13 protein-coding genes are annotated in these 14,549 nt (G+C 42.9%); 12 read left to right on the top strand and 1 reads right to left on the bottom strand.

Going from position 1 to position 14,549, the window contains the following annotated elements:
• The 10 genes from AC075J_RS16370 to holA form a co-directional block, all read left to right on the top strand.
• Positions 1-785, top strand: a 785-nt coding sequence (locus tag AC075J_RS16370) for an RHS repeat-associated core domain-containing protein (protein ID WP_476390505.1), incomplete at its 5' end; no start/stop codon positions are given.
• Positions 786-1,238, top strand: coding sequence for a DUF5071 domain-containing protein (locus tag AC075J_RS16365; RefSeq protein ID WP_025578529.1), 453 nt, complete (start codon positions 786-788; stop codon positions 1,236-1,238). It begins immediately after the preceding gene.
• A 345-nt stretch (positions 1,239-1,583) separates the two neighbouring features.
• Positions 1,584-3,035: a sensor histidine kinase gene (locus AC075J_RS16360; protein ID WP_026649827.1), complete on the top strand. Its 1,452-nt coding sequence runs from the start codon at positions 1,584-1,586 to the stop codon at positions 3,033-3,035.
• A gap of 11 nt (positions 3,036-3,046) precedes the next feature.
• Positions 3,047-3,988 (top strand): GerMN domain-containing protein, encoded by a 942-nt coding sequence (locus tag AC075J_RS16355; protein WP_008706166.1) that lies wholly within the window; start codon positions 3,047-3,049, stop codon positions 3,986-3,988.
• A gap of 28 nt (positions 3,989-4,016) precedes the next feature.
• Positions 4,017-6,314 carry a DNA internalization-related competence protein ComEC/Rec2 gene (locus AC075J_RS16350; protein ID WP_070100107.1) on the top strand — a complete coding sequence of 766 codons (2,298 nt, stop codon included), beginning with the start codon at positions 4,017-4,019 and terminating at the stop codon, positions 6,312-6,314.
• A gap of 177 nt (positions 6,315-6,491) precedes the next feature.
• A complete protein-coding gene (locus tag AC075J_RS16345; protein WP_055053024.1) occupies positions 6,492-7,781 on the top strand; it encodes an L-aspartate oxidase in 1,290 nt (429 codons plus the stop codon).
• The gene (gene nadC, locus AC075J_RS16340; protein ID WP_055053023.1) at positions 7,774-8,625 is read left to right on the top strand and encodes a carboxylating nicotinate-nucleotide diphosphorylase; all 852 of its coding nucleotides are present in this window, start codon (positions 7,774-7,776) and stop codon (positions 8,623-8,625) included. The genes AC075J_RS16345 and nadC overlap by 8 nt, the downstream gene beginning before the upstream one ends.
• A gap of 74 nt (positions 8,626-8,699) precedes the next feature.
• Positions 8,700-9,248 (top strand): transcription repressor NadR, encoded by a 549-nt coding sequence (locus AC075J_RS16335; protein WP_055053022.1) that lies wholly within the window; start codon positions 8,700-8,702, stop codon positions 9,246-9,248.
• A gap of 19 nt (positions 9,249-9,267) precedes the next feature.
• The gene (gene nadA, locus AC075J_RS16330) at positions 9,268-10,185 is read left to right on the top strand and encodes a quinolinate synthase NadA (RefSeq protein WP_055053021.1); all 918 of its coding nucleotides are present in this window, start codon (positions 9,268-9,270) and stop codon (positions 10,183-10,185) included.
• Between the two features lie 173 nt (positions 10,186-10,358).
• Positions 10,359-11,345 (top strand): DNA polymerase III subunit delta, encoded by a 987-nt coding sequence (holA, locus tag AC075J_RS16325; RefSeq protein ID WP_055053020.1) that lies wholly within the window; start codon positions 10,359-10,361, stop codon positions 11,343-11,345.
• Between the two features lie 123 nt (positions 11,346-11,468).
• Here the strand turns inward: holA and rpsT are convergent, their stop codons facing one another.
• On the bottom strand, positions 11,469-11,732 hold the full coding sequence (gene rpsT / locus AC075J_RS16320; RefSeq protein ID WP_055199717.1) for a 30S ribosomal protein S20: 264 nt from the start codon (positions 11,730-11,732) through the stop codon (positions 11,469-11,471).
• Between the two features lie 368 nt (positions 11,733-12,100).
• Between rpsT and gpr the strand changes: the two genes are divergently transcribed.
• Complete coding sequence (gene gpr / locus AC075J_RS16315; RefSeq protein WP_055199718.1) at positions 12,101-13,015, top strand: GPR endopeptidase; 915 nt, start codon at positions 12,101-12,103, stop codon at positions 13,013-13,015.
• 78 nt (positions 13,016-13,093) lie between these two features.
• Positions 13,094-14,398, top strand: a complete 1,305-nt coding sequence (locus tag AC075J_RS16310; protein ID WP_476390504.1) for a stage II sporulation protein P — start codon at positions 13,094-13,096, stop codon at positions 14,396-14,398.
• Positions 14,399-14,549 lie beyond the last annotated feature (151 nt).

The raw sequence follows: 14,549 nt of genomic DNA, 5'->3' as shown, positions 1-14,549 counted from the left end.
TGATTGCTGTTACAGGTGAGCTGGCAGATACAGTAGGTGTTCAGAATCCGTTCCGCTATAAGGGATATTATTATGATAATGAAACAGGCATGTATTATCTGAAAAGTAGATATTATGATGCGGAAATTAAAAGATTTATTTGCGCAGATGGATATTTTTCTACTGGAGTAGGAAAACATGATTGTAATATGTTTTTGTATTGTAATAATAATCCGATTATGAATGTTGATGTTAACGGATATTCATTTATATCGTTTGTAAAAAAATCAATATCATTTGTAAAGGATATTGTCGGTGCGGTAAGTAAAGGCATTTCGATATCTGGAGGCTCTGCGGTTGCTATTGCGACATCAGATGGACCATCTCCAGTAATGGATTTTGTAGCAGCCGGAATTGTATTAGGTTTTAGTATTTATGAATATTATAAGGATAAAATTCACGATAATACACAAACAAAGATTTTAAGTTTGCCTAGAAATAAAAAAGATGTTGTTATTTATAGATATGGAGGAACGAATCCTGGAAATTTAACGCCTTCTCAGAAAGATTCAGATACAGGCTTATCGTTCTCAACAATTCCACCTAGGATGGGAGGAAAAGCAGCTGTTACAACAATTAATACATTAAATAAGACAGGGATAGTTTATGCATATCAGGACAAATTAACACATGTTAGTGTGGTGCCAGTAGGAGTAAGTATTCAAACATGGATAAATGCAGGGAGTGGTTCAATTTGGACTCAAGCGGTAAAGAGTGTTGTAGTAAAATGGGATGGAGGAAACTAAATGGGAACAGATATTGATACTATTTTTAAAATGTTAAGTTGGAATAGTTCAGAAAAAGAACAATTGAGAGGAATAGATGAAGCGAAAAAAATAGAATATCTTTCCGTTTTATTTCAACCAATAGAAGATAAATCTGTATGGGAAAACTGTGCAAAGGTAATTAGCTCAAAATCAGATAATGAATTAAAAAAATATATGAATAATATGTTTGAATGGATAAAAGATATGAATTGGCCGGGTGCATTTGATATATATGCAAGAATTAAGCGAATGAATGTAGATTGTATAATGGAAAATTACATATATGCAATAAAAATAGCACTGAAATATCAAGATATAAATTGGCTGGACTATTTGTCTGGACTAATTGAAAATCCTGAGGTTTATAAACTTTTACCCGAAGAATATCAAAAATTAATGACAAAATATTATAATGATTTTTGGAAGGAATAACTTTAAAACAAAAGAGAGCGGTTGGCATTTCACCCCACCGACCGTTCTTTTTGTACCCATTTTTAAGAAAAAAGAGGTGAAAAACCATGAAATGTAAATTTTGTAAGGACAGTTGCTGTATAGCTTGAATATGTCATATCTGTTCGGAGAAGCAAAAGTGAGCGTATATAATAAAAGAGCGATTGAGGTAATATTTCCTGAGATATGTCTTGCGTATTGATTGCTGCAAAAAATAAATTACTTTTCGCTAAGATGTAGAAAAGCCCATTTTTCTGTGATAAGATGATAAGGATTCGATAAACAATGACTGTTTTACGAACAGACAGAAAGCATGCATCAAACTGCATGACAGAAGAGAACGGAGTTGAAAAGGTGAAAAAAAGAAAAAATTTTTTCAGAAGTCTGCGTTTTCGTATTCTGATCATCCTGATCATTCTGGGAATCGTGCCGGGGGTTATTGTAACATATACGATGCTTCATAACTATCAGAACCGGGCGGTTGCAATGCTTACAGAGACAGTGGGTGATCAGTGCGATATTTTATGTAATCTGATCATCAGGGAGAATTATCTCAATGATACAGATTCAGAGGTTGTAAACAGCAAGCTGGAACTGTTTTCCAATGTGTATAACGGACGTATCCTGCTGGCTGACAGAGATTTTAAGATAGTGAGTGATACCTTCCACACAGAGGAGGGAAAGACGCTTCTCAGTTCACTGGCTGTAGCCTGTCTGAAAGGAGAAGAGACAAGCAATTATGACGCCAGAAGTAAAGTACTGGAGCTTGCGGTTCCTGTACAGAGTCCGGATGTGCAGCAGCTTCAAGGCGTGATGCTGGTAAGCGTTTCGGCTGTTGATATTGCGGAAACACTGGCAGAGATGGAACAGAGAGGCGTGATGCTGATCGGAAGTATTGTTGTTCTTTCGGTATTTCTGGCATGGCTGCTCTCTACAATACTTGTAAAACCACTTGCAAGAGTGACGAAGGCCATTGAAGATCTGACAGATGGCATGCTGGATGAAGAAATCAGTGTTCCTGACTATACGGAGACAGAGCTGATCACAGATGCATTCAACAAGATGGTCAACCGTATGAAAATCCTTGATGAATCCAGACAGGAGTTTGTATCCAATGTGTCCCATGAACTGAAGACGCCTCTGACTTCTATGAAGGTTCTGGCAGATTCTCTGGTTGGACAGCAGGGAGTCCCGGAGGAACTGTATCAGGAGTTTATGAGTGATATTACTGCTGAGATCGACAGAGAGAATAAGATCATTACAGATCTGCTCTCACTGGTAAAGATGGATAAGAAAGCTGCAGATGTGAACATTACACATATGGATATCAATCAGCTTCTTGAAGATATTCTCAAACGTCTGCGTCCAATTGCGGACAAGCGCAATATCGATTTGATCCTGGATTGCTTCCGCCCTGTGGATGCAGATGTGGATGAGGTAAAGTTTACTCTTGCCATCAGCAATCTGGTGGAGAATGGCATTAAATATAATGTGGATGATGGATGGGTGCGCGTGTCACTGGATGCAGACCATAAATATTTCTATATAACAGTGGCGGATTCCGGTATGGGAATCCCTGAGGACAGTATAGAGAGAATCTTTGAGCGTTTCTATCGTGTGGACAAGTCCCATTCCAAGGAAATCGGGGGAACCGGTCTGGGACTGGCGATCACCAAGAGTTCTATTGCAATGCACCATGGAACGATCAAAGTATTCAGTAAAGAAGGAGAGGGAACTACATTCTCTGTGCGTATTCCTCTGTCTTATATACCGTCATAGGAGGTGCCATTGTGAAAAAGAAACTTTCAATCATTATAACAGCGTTAATACTAAGCATCCTTGCGGCCGGGTGTTCTGTGGAGATACATGAAGATTCGGGTAAGCAGGATGCCAAATATTATCTGTACGATATCAGCTCTGATGAAACTCAGCTTCAGAAGGAAAGCTACTCTCCGGAGGAGACAACTGCAGACTATATGCTTAAGGATATGATGCAGCGGATGAACAGCCAGCAGACAGATTCGCAGAACCGGGTCAGTCTGCTTCCTGAAGGAGTACAGATGAATTACAGTGTAGAAGAGGACGTGCTGGTGGTCAACTTTAACAGTCAGTACAGCAGCATGAGCCGCGCCAGGGAATTACTTGTGCGGGCAGGTGTTGTGAAGACTTTTCTTCAGGTTCCGGGGATTAATTCTGTGCGTTTTACAATAGAAAATGAAGATCTGACAGATTCCAGGGGACAGGCTGTGGGAAATATGACTGCAGATACCTTTGCCGAGTTCACAGGAACTGAACCGGATGCCTATTGCAGCAATACCTTTACGCTTTATTTTACTGATAAGAGTGGTCAGAAGCTGGTAAAAGAACAGCGTACTGTGCGGTATAAACGCAGTATCCCCAAAGAGAGGATCGTTCTGGAACAGTTAATGAAGGGACCGCTGGAAAAAGGGCATTACCCCACAATTCCGGAGAATACGGAGGTTCTGAATGTGACCATAGCAGACAGGATCTGCTATGTGGCATTTGACGGAGTATTTTCTTCCTATGCGCTGGATGTATCGGAGAAAATACCGGTATATTCTGTGGTAAATTCGCTGCTGGATGCGCTGGATGCAGACAAAGTGCAGATTACGGTCGGCGGGAAGGACAGGCTGGATACCTTTGGTAAGAAGATGGAGCTGTATCATTTTTATGAAAGAAATGATAAGCTGGTAGTCAAGGAAAAAGAGTGATATTCATAAACGAAGAGGAGGCACAAAAGTGAGGAGACGCCCTGTGTGTATCCTGTGCATGCTTCTGGTTGTTTTTCTGTGTGTGACAGACTGGCTGGGATTTTCCCTGATAAGGGGGAATCCACTGCCACAGTCTGTGCAGACATGGATCAGAAAGCATCCGGAATCCACCATCTGCGGGGAGGTGGTCAGGTGCCGGGAGAATGAAGATTTTCAATCTGTATATCTTAGAAATACTTATCTTATTTACAATTCTGAAAAAGTTTCCATTGATAATATAAAGGTTTATTTAAAACAAAAAAAGAATCATAGCGGTAACAGTGATGTTGATAAACTTCTGGCAGGAAGTCTTGTTCTGGTGTCCGGAAAACTGGAAGAGGTGCAAAGCCCCACGAATCCGGGAGAGTTTGACAGTAAAGCATACTATGGCTGCCAGAGGATCTACTATGTGATGAAGAAAGGAAAGATAAAGAAACAGTCGCAGAGTCATTCTGCATATGGGCAGTTCTTGATCGATGTGCAGCAGAAATTTGCAGGTATTCTGGAGAAGACCTGTGGAATGGAAGCTGGAGCATTTGAAGCAATCGTGCTGGGAGATAAAACAAATCTGGATTCGGAGTTGAAAATGCGTTATCAGATGGCAGGGATTATACATATCCTGGCGATTTCGGGGCTTCATATCAGTCTTCTTGGAATGGGACTGTATAATCTGCTGAAAAAAATCGGTCTGGGTATCTGGCCGGCAGGCCTGCTGGCGCTGGTGATCATGCTTCAGTATGGGATGATGACCGGAGGGTCTGTTTCAACTATGCGGGCAGTATGTATGTTTTTACTTTCTGTAGGTGCAAAGATCGCAGGACGGATTTATGATATGCCTACAGGAATGGCGGCTGCGGCGATCCTGATCCTTATGGAAAATCCGGCGTATCTGCTTGATGGAGGTTTTCTGCTGTCTTTTGGATCGGTGATTGGGATTGGCTGTGTCTGGCCGTTAGTACAGGAGGGGATGGATGTATTAAACCGGAAAAAACGAAGTGAGGTTAATGAGAAGGGAAAAATCAGAGATAAACTTCTGATGTCATTTCTGGCATCCGGAGTTGTGCAGCTTACCATACTTCCCATAGTGCTGTGGTTTTACGGAGAAGTGTCGGTGATGGGGATTTTTCTGAATCTGCTGGTGCTTCCTACTGTGGGGATTGTACTGGGAAGCGGAACTGCCGGTGCATTACTTGGATTAGTCACTGTCAGAGGCGCATTTCTGGCTGTTGTTCCGGGCAGGATTATTCTGAGAGGATATGAGTTTCTGACAGTGCTGTTGGGGCGACTTTCGTTTTGCACATGGATTGGCGGAAAGCCGGAAGTGTGGCAGATCGTTGGATATTATCTGGTTCTGGCAGCAGCGGTGTGGATATACAGAGCGGGTGTGAAGAAAAGTGAAAATGGTAAGATCTTTGCGTGGAAAATCCGGGCTGTATATGCAGGTATGGTATGCTTTGCAATTCTGCTGATCAGTTACAGACCGCATGAAGATTTCCGTATCGCCTGTCTGGATGTGGGACAGGGAGACGGAATTGTGGTGGAAATAGAAAACAGATGGAATATCCTGATCGACGGGGGCAGTACGAATAAGAATGAACTGGGAAAATATCAACTGCTCCCATATCTGAAGAGCAGAGGAATTTCCAGACTGGACGGAATTTATGTTTCTCACACAGATGAAGATCATATCAGCGGGGTGCGGGAACTTCTGGAATTTGTTGAGAAAGATCTGACTTCTCTGCGCATAGAGAATCTGATCCTGCCCAAATGGAGCGATATTCAGGAGAATAAAAATTATCAGGAGCTGATAGAGCTGGCAGAGTCAGCGGGAGTCCGGGTGCTTACTGTGAAAGCAGGAGATGAGATCAGATATGGAACTGTCAGACTGAAGGTTCTGTGGCCGGAGTCCACAGCATCAGGGAAGGAAGTAAATGAAGATGCGATGGTTCTGGAAATGATAAGCAAAGATTTCAAAGGGCTTTTTACCGGAGATATCGGGATGGTGACAGAAGAAAAACTGATACAGAATGGGTGTCTTGAAGATGTGGACTTCCTGAAAACTGCTCATCACGGTTCCAGATATTCTACAGGAGCAGAGTTTCTGGAAATCGTCAGACCGGAACTGGCTGTTGTTTCCTGTTCTGCAACAAACACATACGGGCATCCGTCGCCGGATACGCTGGAACGGCTGAAGAAGAGTGGAAGCAGAGTGCTGATCACCAGAGACTGTGGGGCGGTTACAATAGTCAATGGAAAATCTGTTTCTGCCTTTAACCGAATCAAGTAAGACCCCTGTGGAGATGTGAAAAGCAATAAGCAGTAGGATTTTCAAAGTGGTTACGTTCACAGTAACTCAAAGCAAACAATGTTGTCATAATTATATACAGGTGTCTTGACACCTGTATATCCGGGGAGTATAATTGCACAGACAAACGAAAATCAAGCATGATGTGAGGAAAGAAAGATGAAAGAACATTATGATGTCATTATTGTGGGAACAGGGGCAGCCGGACTGTACTGTGCGCTGAACCTTCCGGAGAAAATGAAAATCCTGCTTATCACCAAGCAGGAGGCAGACCAGTCAGATTCATTCCTGGCACAGGGTGGAATCTGTATGCTGCGCGGCGAAGATGACTATGAAAATTATTTTGAAGATACCATGCGGGCAGGACATTATGAGAATAATAAACGGGCAGTAGATCTGATGATCCGCAGCTCCAATGATATTATCAGGGATCTTCTGCGTTATCATGTGGATTTTACAAGGGATGGTTTGGGAAATCTGGCGTTTACCAGAGAGGGAGCACATTCCCAGCCAAGAATTCTTTTTCATGAGGATATTACAGGAAAAGAAATCACACAGACTCTCTTAACTGCTGCAAAAATAAAAGAAAATATTGAAATTTGTGAATATATGACTATGGTAGACCTGATCTCCAAAGACAATACAGTCTGCGGAATCATTGCAATGGACCGGAATGACCAGGCATTTCCTGTTTATTCTCAGTATGTGGTTCTTGCCTGCGGCGGAATCGGCGGGCTTTTTAAAAACTCTACCAACTTTTCGCATATTGCAGGAGATGGTGTTGGAATTGCCATGAAGCACCATGTGGAAATGGAAAATCTGGACTATATCCAGATTCATCCGACAACTCTCTATTCAAAGAAACCCGGACGGCGTTTCCTGGTTTCAGAATCAGTCAGAGGAGAAGGTGCTCTTCTGTATGATAAGAACGGACAGCGTTTTACAAACGAATTACAGCCGAGAGATCTGCTGAGCCAGAAGATTTCTGCCCAGATGGAAAAGGATGGAACAGAGTTTGTATGGGAAGATATGCGCCCTCTGGGAGAGAAAACAATTCTGGAACATTTTCCTCATATTTATGAACAGTGCGTGGAAGAAGGTTTTGATCCGAGAAAAGAGCCAATCCCGGTTGTTCCGGCACAGCATTATTTTATGGGTGGAATCAAGGTAAATCTGGGAAGCAAAACTTCCATGAAGGGACTTTATGCCTGTGGAGAGACAAGCTGTAATGGCGTCCATGGAAGAAACCGTCTGGCAAGTAATTCTCTTCTGGAATCTCTGGTCTTTGCAAGAAAGGCTGCAGATGATATGATATTTGGACAGACACCGGAATATGTGCGGGCAGATGCAATTGATATGAATATGTATGAAAGCAGAGAAGAACTGCTTAATGCCTGCCACGAAACCGTATTAAAAGAGATTGAAAGGATGAAAAAAAGTCATGAATAGTATCACAATGAAAATGCAGGCAGACAAGCTGATTCGTATGGCACTTCAGGAGGACATTACCAGTGAGGATGTTTCCACGAATGCAGTGATGCGAAGCGCAGTAAAAGGAACCGTAGATCTGATCGCAAAGGAAGACGGAATCATTGCCGGACTGGATGTATATGCGAGAGTATTCCAGATCCTGGATGAGAAAACAGAGATCAGTTTCAACTTTAAAGACGGTGATGCAGTAAAGAAGGGCGATCTTCTTGGAACAGTAACAGGAGATATCCGGGTGCTTCTTTCCGGAGAGAGAGTTGCCCTGAATTATCTCCAGAGAATGAGTGGTATCGCTACTTATACAAAACAGGTTTCAAAGCTTCTGGAAGGAAGTAAGGTAACACTTCTGGACACCAGAAAGACAACTCCGAACTGTCGTGTTTTTGAAAAATATGCTGTACGTATAGGCGGCGGATGCAACCACAGATATAATCTTTCTGACGGAGTACTGCTTAAGGATAATCATATCGGAGCAGCCGGAAGCGTAGCGAAAGCAGTGGCCATGGCAAAAGAATATGCACCATTTGTCCGTAAGATCGAGATTGAAGTAGAGACTATGGAACAGGTAAAAGAAGCAGTAGAAGCAGGAGCAGATATCATTATGCTTGACAATATGACACCGGAAATGATGAAAGAAGCAGTAGAGCTTATCGCAGGCCGGGCACAGACAGAATGCTCCGGAAATATCACAAAGGAAAATATCGCCAAAATCCTGGAAACAGGTGTGGATTTTGTTTCCAGCGGTGCACTGACACATTCTGCACCAATCCTTGACATTTCCATGAAGAATCTTCATGCAATATAATAACATGGCAGCGAAGCTGTTTTGCAGCGGATAATTTGCTATAGGATTATATCGTGGAGAAAGGATGGGAAAGTATGAATACTGCTCAGAGAAGAACTGAAATTTTAAAGCTCCTTCAGCAGGCAGAAAAACCTGTGGCTGCCAGGGCGATGGCATCACAGTTCGGAGTAAGCAGACAGGTGATCGTGCAGGATATGGCTGTGATACGTGCATCTACACCGGGAATCCTGTCAACGACCAGAGGATATGTGCTGCAGCAGGATAAAGATATTGCATGCACCAGAGAATTTAAAGTACGCCATGGACAGGAGCAGGCAGCGGAGGAACTGAATCTGATCGTGGACTGTGGCGGGCGAGTGAAAAATATCAGCATCAGCCACAGGGTTTATGGCCGTGTCACTGCAGAAATGGATATTCGTTCCAGACAGGATGTGAATGAATTTGTCCAGGCAATCAACAGCAGCCATTCCAGCGTATTAAGCAGTGCTACTTCCGGGTATCATTATCATCTGATAGAAGCATCCAGCCAGGAAAGGCTGGATCTGATCGGAGAACAGTTAAAGAAAGCAGGTTTCCTTGCACCACTTCAGCCATGGGAAAAGGAAAAACATCATAATATATAAGTAAGAAGGGATTCAGAAGATGACAATAGCAGAAATTCAGCAGGAAATCCTGCGAATGAAAAAAGAACAGGATATCTGTATTCTTGCACACGCATATCAGGGTCAGGAGATTCTGGAAGTAGCAGACTATACAGGAGATTCCTATGGCCTGAGTGTACAGGCGTCCAAAAGAGACTGCAGCGGTGTGATTATGTGCGGCGTTCGTTTTATGGCAGAAACCTGCAAGATTTTAAGCCCGAAGAAGAGAGTATGGCTTGCTAATCCTGTAGCCGGATGTCCCATGGCAGAGCAGTTGGATCTGGAAGGTCTGCGTGAATTAAAAGCACAGTATCCGGATTATGCAGTTGTCGCCTATATTAATACAACTTCAGAACTGAAAACAGAATGTGACGTATGCGTTACGTCCTCATCAGCAGTTGAAATCTGCAAAAAGCTGGAGCAGGATAAGATTTTATTTATTCCGGATCCGAACCTGGGACACTACGTGGCAGAGAAGCTCCCGGAGAAAACTTTTGCATTTTACAAGGGCGGATGTCCGAGACATATCGTGGTCAGCGCAAAAGATGTAGAAAAAGCCCGCGCAGCGCATCCGGATGCACTTTTCCTGGTACACCCGGAATGCCGTCAGGAAGTAGCAGAGCAAGCTGATTATGTAGGATCCACTACAGGAATCATGGAATTTGCAAAGAAATCTGAACATAAAGAATTTATCATCGGAACAGAAAACAGCATTGTAGAGCATCTTCAGTTTGAATGTCCTGATAAGAAATTTTACCCGGTTGCAGTACAGCTTACATGCATGAATATGAAGGTTACCACCTTAATGGACATCTACAACTGCCTGAAAGGACAGGGCGGGGAAGAAATCTTCCTTCCGGAGAATATCATGGAAGGCGCCGGAAGATGCATTCACAGAATGGTGGAGCTGGGCGGCTGAATAATAATCTGAAATTTTCTGCTGGCTATTATGTCATGGAATTGATACAATAAAAGTAACGTTACTGATAACAGTAACAAAGTAACTACTCTGCAGTCTGATATCCTGGTATCTGTGAATAGAACAACAGATTGCTGAACAGTTACAGACAAAACAGCCTCAGGAGTAGAAAATTGAAAAACATACAGGCAGACATTAAATCAGGAAATTTTAAACAGGTGTATCTTCTCTATGGAGAGGAAGCATATCTGAAACAACAGTATAAACAGAATCTGGTAAAGGCACTGAATCCGGATGGTGATACTATGAACTTCAATCATTATGAAGGCAAGGGGATTGATGTAAAACAGTTGATCGACCTCTGTGAAACCATGCCATTTTTTGCGGAGCGCAGAGTGGTTTTGCTGGAAGATACAGGCTTTTTCAAAAATAAGTGTGAAGAACTGGCAGATTATATGAAAGAGCTGCCGGACTATCTGTATCTGGTTTTTGCAGAAACGGAAGTAGATAAGAGAAACCGCATGTACAAAGCAGTAAAATCTTGCGGCAGTATTGCGGAATTTATCAGACAGGATGAAAAAACTCTGATGCGCTGGGCGGCAGGAATCCTGGGGAAAGCCGGAAAAAAGATCACCCAGAGAGACATGGAACTTCTGCTGACCAAAACAGGAACTGATATGGGGAATCTCAGGATGGAGATGGAGAAGCTTATCAGTTATACAGAAGGCAGGGATGTGGTGACTGCAGAGGATATTGAAGAAATCTGCACCACCCAGACAACCAACAGAATTTTTGATATGGTGCGTGCAGTAACAGAGAAAAATCAGAAGCGTGCACTGGAACTTTATTATGATCTGCTGACATTGAAAGAGCCACCGATGAGGATCTTGTTTCTTCTTGCGAAGCAGTATCGCCAGCTGCTGTTGGCAAAACAGTTTGCGGCAGCAGGACTTGCGCAGACAGAAATAGCTTCGAAACTGGGAGTTCCCGGATTTGTTGTGAGAAACATTACAACATGTGCCAGAGCTTACACCATATCTGAACTGGAACAGGCAGTAAAAGATTTTGTGGATGCGGAAGAATCAGTAAAAACAGGGCGACTGGAAGATAAGCTGAGCGTAGAATTACTGATCATTAAGTACAGCAGTAAAGTAAAATAGGAAAAACGGTAACTGCCGGATATTCTGGCAGTTACAAAAGATAATAACAAAAAAAGACAGCCACATGACGGTGATGGCTGTCCTTTTTAATCATAAGCTTATAATTAAAAATTCAATCTATAATTAGTCAATGCTGTTAACAGCTTTAGATAAACGGGCAACTTTTCTTGCACAGTTGTTTTTATGATAAACACCTTTGGATGTAGCTTTGCTGATTGTGGAAACAGCATCCTTTAATGCTACTTCTGCAGCTGCCTTATCTTTATTTGCTACTGCTGCTTCAACTTTCTTCATAGAAGTTTTAACTGCAGATTTGATTGCTTTGTTTCTTGCTGCTTTAGTTCTGTTTACTAAAATTCTTTTCTTAGCAGATTTAATGTTAGCCAATTCGTACACCTCCAATTTAATTCGATAAAATATTATTATACTCCTGTCATAGAAACAGACACGGGCGCTCCTATGAACATGCTTATATATATTATCTCAAATACTCTTCCTTGTCAATACATATTTCTATAAAAAAAGCTAAAAATAGATATAAAGTTACTGTTCACACACCACTATCCCGCGAGGTGTTTTGGCATGAATATGCCAAAATCCCGAGACATACAAGCCAAAATTCCATTGCCGCAGGCAATCTGGAATGAATTTTGGCTACGTTACTGTGAACGGAGTGAACAGTAACGATATAAAAAGTTGTTATAAGAACGGAGCAAACAGTAACAAATATTGAATGAAGTACGGAGGGAAAAGAGATGCTGGATAATTACGGAATAAGAACAGATCTGGCGCTGGAGGCAACCGAACGGTTTACAGAGGAAAACGTAGAAGTCCGGGGAGTGGAGGTCCACGAAGATTATAATGAGGAGAAAGATATCCGTACCACTGTGGTAAAAATCACCACAGAAAATGGTGCCCGGACAATGGGACGGCCCCAGGGAAGCTATATTACGATAGAAGCTCCGGGGCTTTCTGTACATGATGAGGATTATCACAGAGAAATTTCCCTGGAAATCGCCCGTCATTTACAGAATGTGATCAATCTGGAGCGTGAGCTGTCCATTCTGGTAGTAGGTCTGGGAAATTCAGCGATCACAGCCGATTCCCTGGGGCCTCATGTGGTAGAAAATCTTCATATAACGAGACATATGATAAGAGAGTATGGCCTGCAGAGCCTTGGAAAAGAAAAAATGCACCGTATCAGTGGAATTATCCCGGGAGTAATGGCACAGACAGGCATGGAGACGTCTGAGATCATACAGGGAATCGTGGCAGAGACAAAGCCGGACATAGTGATTGCCATTGATGCGCTGGCAGCAAGAAGCACCAGACGCCTGAACCGTACGATCCAGATTACAGACACAGGAATCAACCCGGGTTCCGGTGTAGGCAATCACAGAGTGGGGCTTACAGAGGAAAATCTGCAGGTAAAAGTGATCGGGATCGGAGTACCCACCGTAGTAGATGCGGCAACTATCGTCCATGATTCCATGGCACACCTTCTGGAAGCGCTGGAAGAGGCAGAACAGAAAGAATTTCTGGAAGAAATGATATCGCCCCATCTTCACACCATGTTTGTAACTCCCAAAGATGTGGATGAGACAGTAAAATACCTGAGTTTCACAATCTCAGAAGGACTGAACATGGCGTTTGAGGAAATAGGCGGCTGACCGGAAAATTGTTCCGTCAGTGTGAACAGGGTATAAATGGGAAAACATGGACATAGGATAAGTCAAGAGGTGATCCATGTGACAAACGTTCAGAAAGCGTTCTGCATTCTGCTTAGCATGTGCTTTTTTGCTACTCTGGCAGTATTGCCAGGGACATTTTTTACAGGAGAAAATGTGTACAGGCATCTGCCCCTGTACCGCTTTCTGGAAAAAAGAGCTCATATGAGTTCTTGTGAAGATATTGAAACCTATAAAAAAATAGCAGGAGAAAACGGAAAATATCTGGGAGAGCGTGCACAGTCCGAACAATTGCTGGCAGAAAAAGGTGAATCTGAAGAATTACAGATACCAGAATCTACACCGGTACCGAAAGAAACAGCAATTCCTTCGAAAACAGTAAAATCAGCGAAAATATCAGAGTCAGCGAAAATATTAGAATCAGAACAAACTTCAAAAAAATCAGACAAGACACCTAAACCGAAAAAGATAACTGCGTCACCGGAAAATCATGAAACGGACAAATCACAGAAGCCGCAAGAGTCAGCAGCGCAGAATGACCAAAATATTCAGAACAGCACAGAAACCATTGCTGCTGCAGTTCCTCATCCAATAATCGACCTGTCCCCCGAAAAACTGGCAGATTATAATTATCTTCTGGGACAATTCTATATCGTAGATTCCAACACAGAAGCAGATGCCGTACAGATTAATGCCGAAGATTTTCTGAAACAGGACTTAAAAATTACCAAAGAAACCGATACCCCTCAGATTCTGATCTATCACAGCCATTCGCAGGAAACCTTTGCAGATTCCAGAGAAGGGGAAGAATCCGACACGATTGTAGGAGTAGGAGATTATCTGACACAGCTTCTCACAGAAAACTACGGTTATCAGGTAGTCCATCTCAAAGAGCAGTTTGACATGGCAGGCGGTGAACTGGACCGCAGCGCTGCTTATGATTATGCCCGCGATTATCTGGAACCTTATCTTCAGGAAAACCCGGATATCCAGGTGATCATAGACCTGCACCGGGACGGCGTCCCTGAAGACCGGCATCTTGTAACAGAGATCAATGGAAAACCCACAGCTCAGATCCTTTTTTACAATGGACTGAGTTATACGACATCCAAAGGTTCCCTGGACTATCTGCCAAATCCATACATACAGCAAAATCTGGCATTTTCCTTTCAGCTGGAATACCAGGCAGCCCAATACTATCCTCAATTTTACCGGGGAATTTACCTTGCAGGTTACCGCTACAATCTCCACCTCCGTCCCCGCTCCCTTCTTCTGGAAGCCGGAGCCCAGACCAACACTGTCCAGGAAGTAAAAAATGCCATGGAACCATTTGCCGACATCTTAGACAAGGTACTGCAAGGCTGAATTCCAATTACCAGGATGTTTCTGGTTCTACTATCCCGCGAGGTGTTTTGGCATGAATATGCCAAAATCCTGAGACATACAAGCCAAAATCCCATTGCCGCAGGCAATCTGGAATGAATCTTGGCTGCGTTACTGAGAACGGAGTGAACCA

The sequence above is a fragment of the Blautia sp. ZXY-1-C6 genome, assembly GCF_056339875.1.
Note: the sequence above shows the minus strand (reverse complement) of the source record. Positions and strands in the feature narration are given on the sequence as shown.

Bases quoted from the DNA above. Each gene is read 5' to 3' on its own strand.
- AC075J_RS16360 (WP_026649827.1), top strand. From the start codon at position 1,584: ATGACAGAAGAGAACGGAGTTGAAAAGGTGAAAAAAAGAAAAAATTTT.
- AC075J_RS16345 (WP_055053024.1), top strand. From the start codon at position 6,492: ATGAAAGAACATTATGATGTCATTATTGTGGGAACAGGGGCAGCCGGA.
- gpr (WP_055199718.1), top strand. From the start codon at position 12,101: ATGCTGGATAATTACGGAATAAGAACAGATCTGGCGCTGGAGGCAACC.
- nadC (WP_055053023.1), top strand. From the start codon at position 7,774: ATGAATAGTATCACAATGAAAATGCAGGCAGACAAGCTGATTCGTATG.
- AC075J_RS16365 (WP_025578529.1), top strand. From the start codon at position 786: ATGGGAACAGATATTGATACTATTTTTAAAATGTTAAGTTGGAATAGT.
- AC075J_RS16335 (WP_055053022.1), top strand. From the start codon at position 8,700: ATGAATACTGCTCAGAGAAGAACTGAAATTTTAAAGCTCCTTCAGCAG.
- nadA (WP_055053021.1), top strand. From the start codon at position 9,268: ATGACAATAGCAGAAATTCAGCAGGAAATCCTGCGAATGAAAAAAGAA.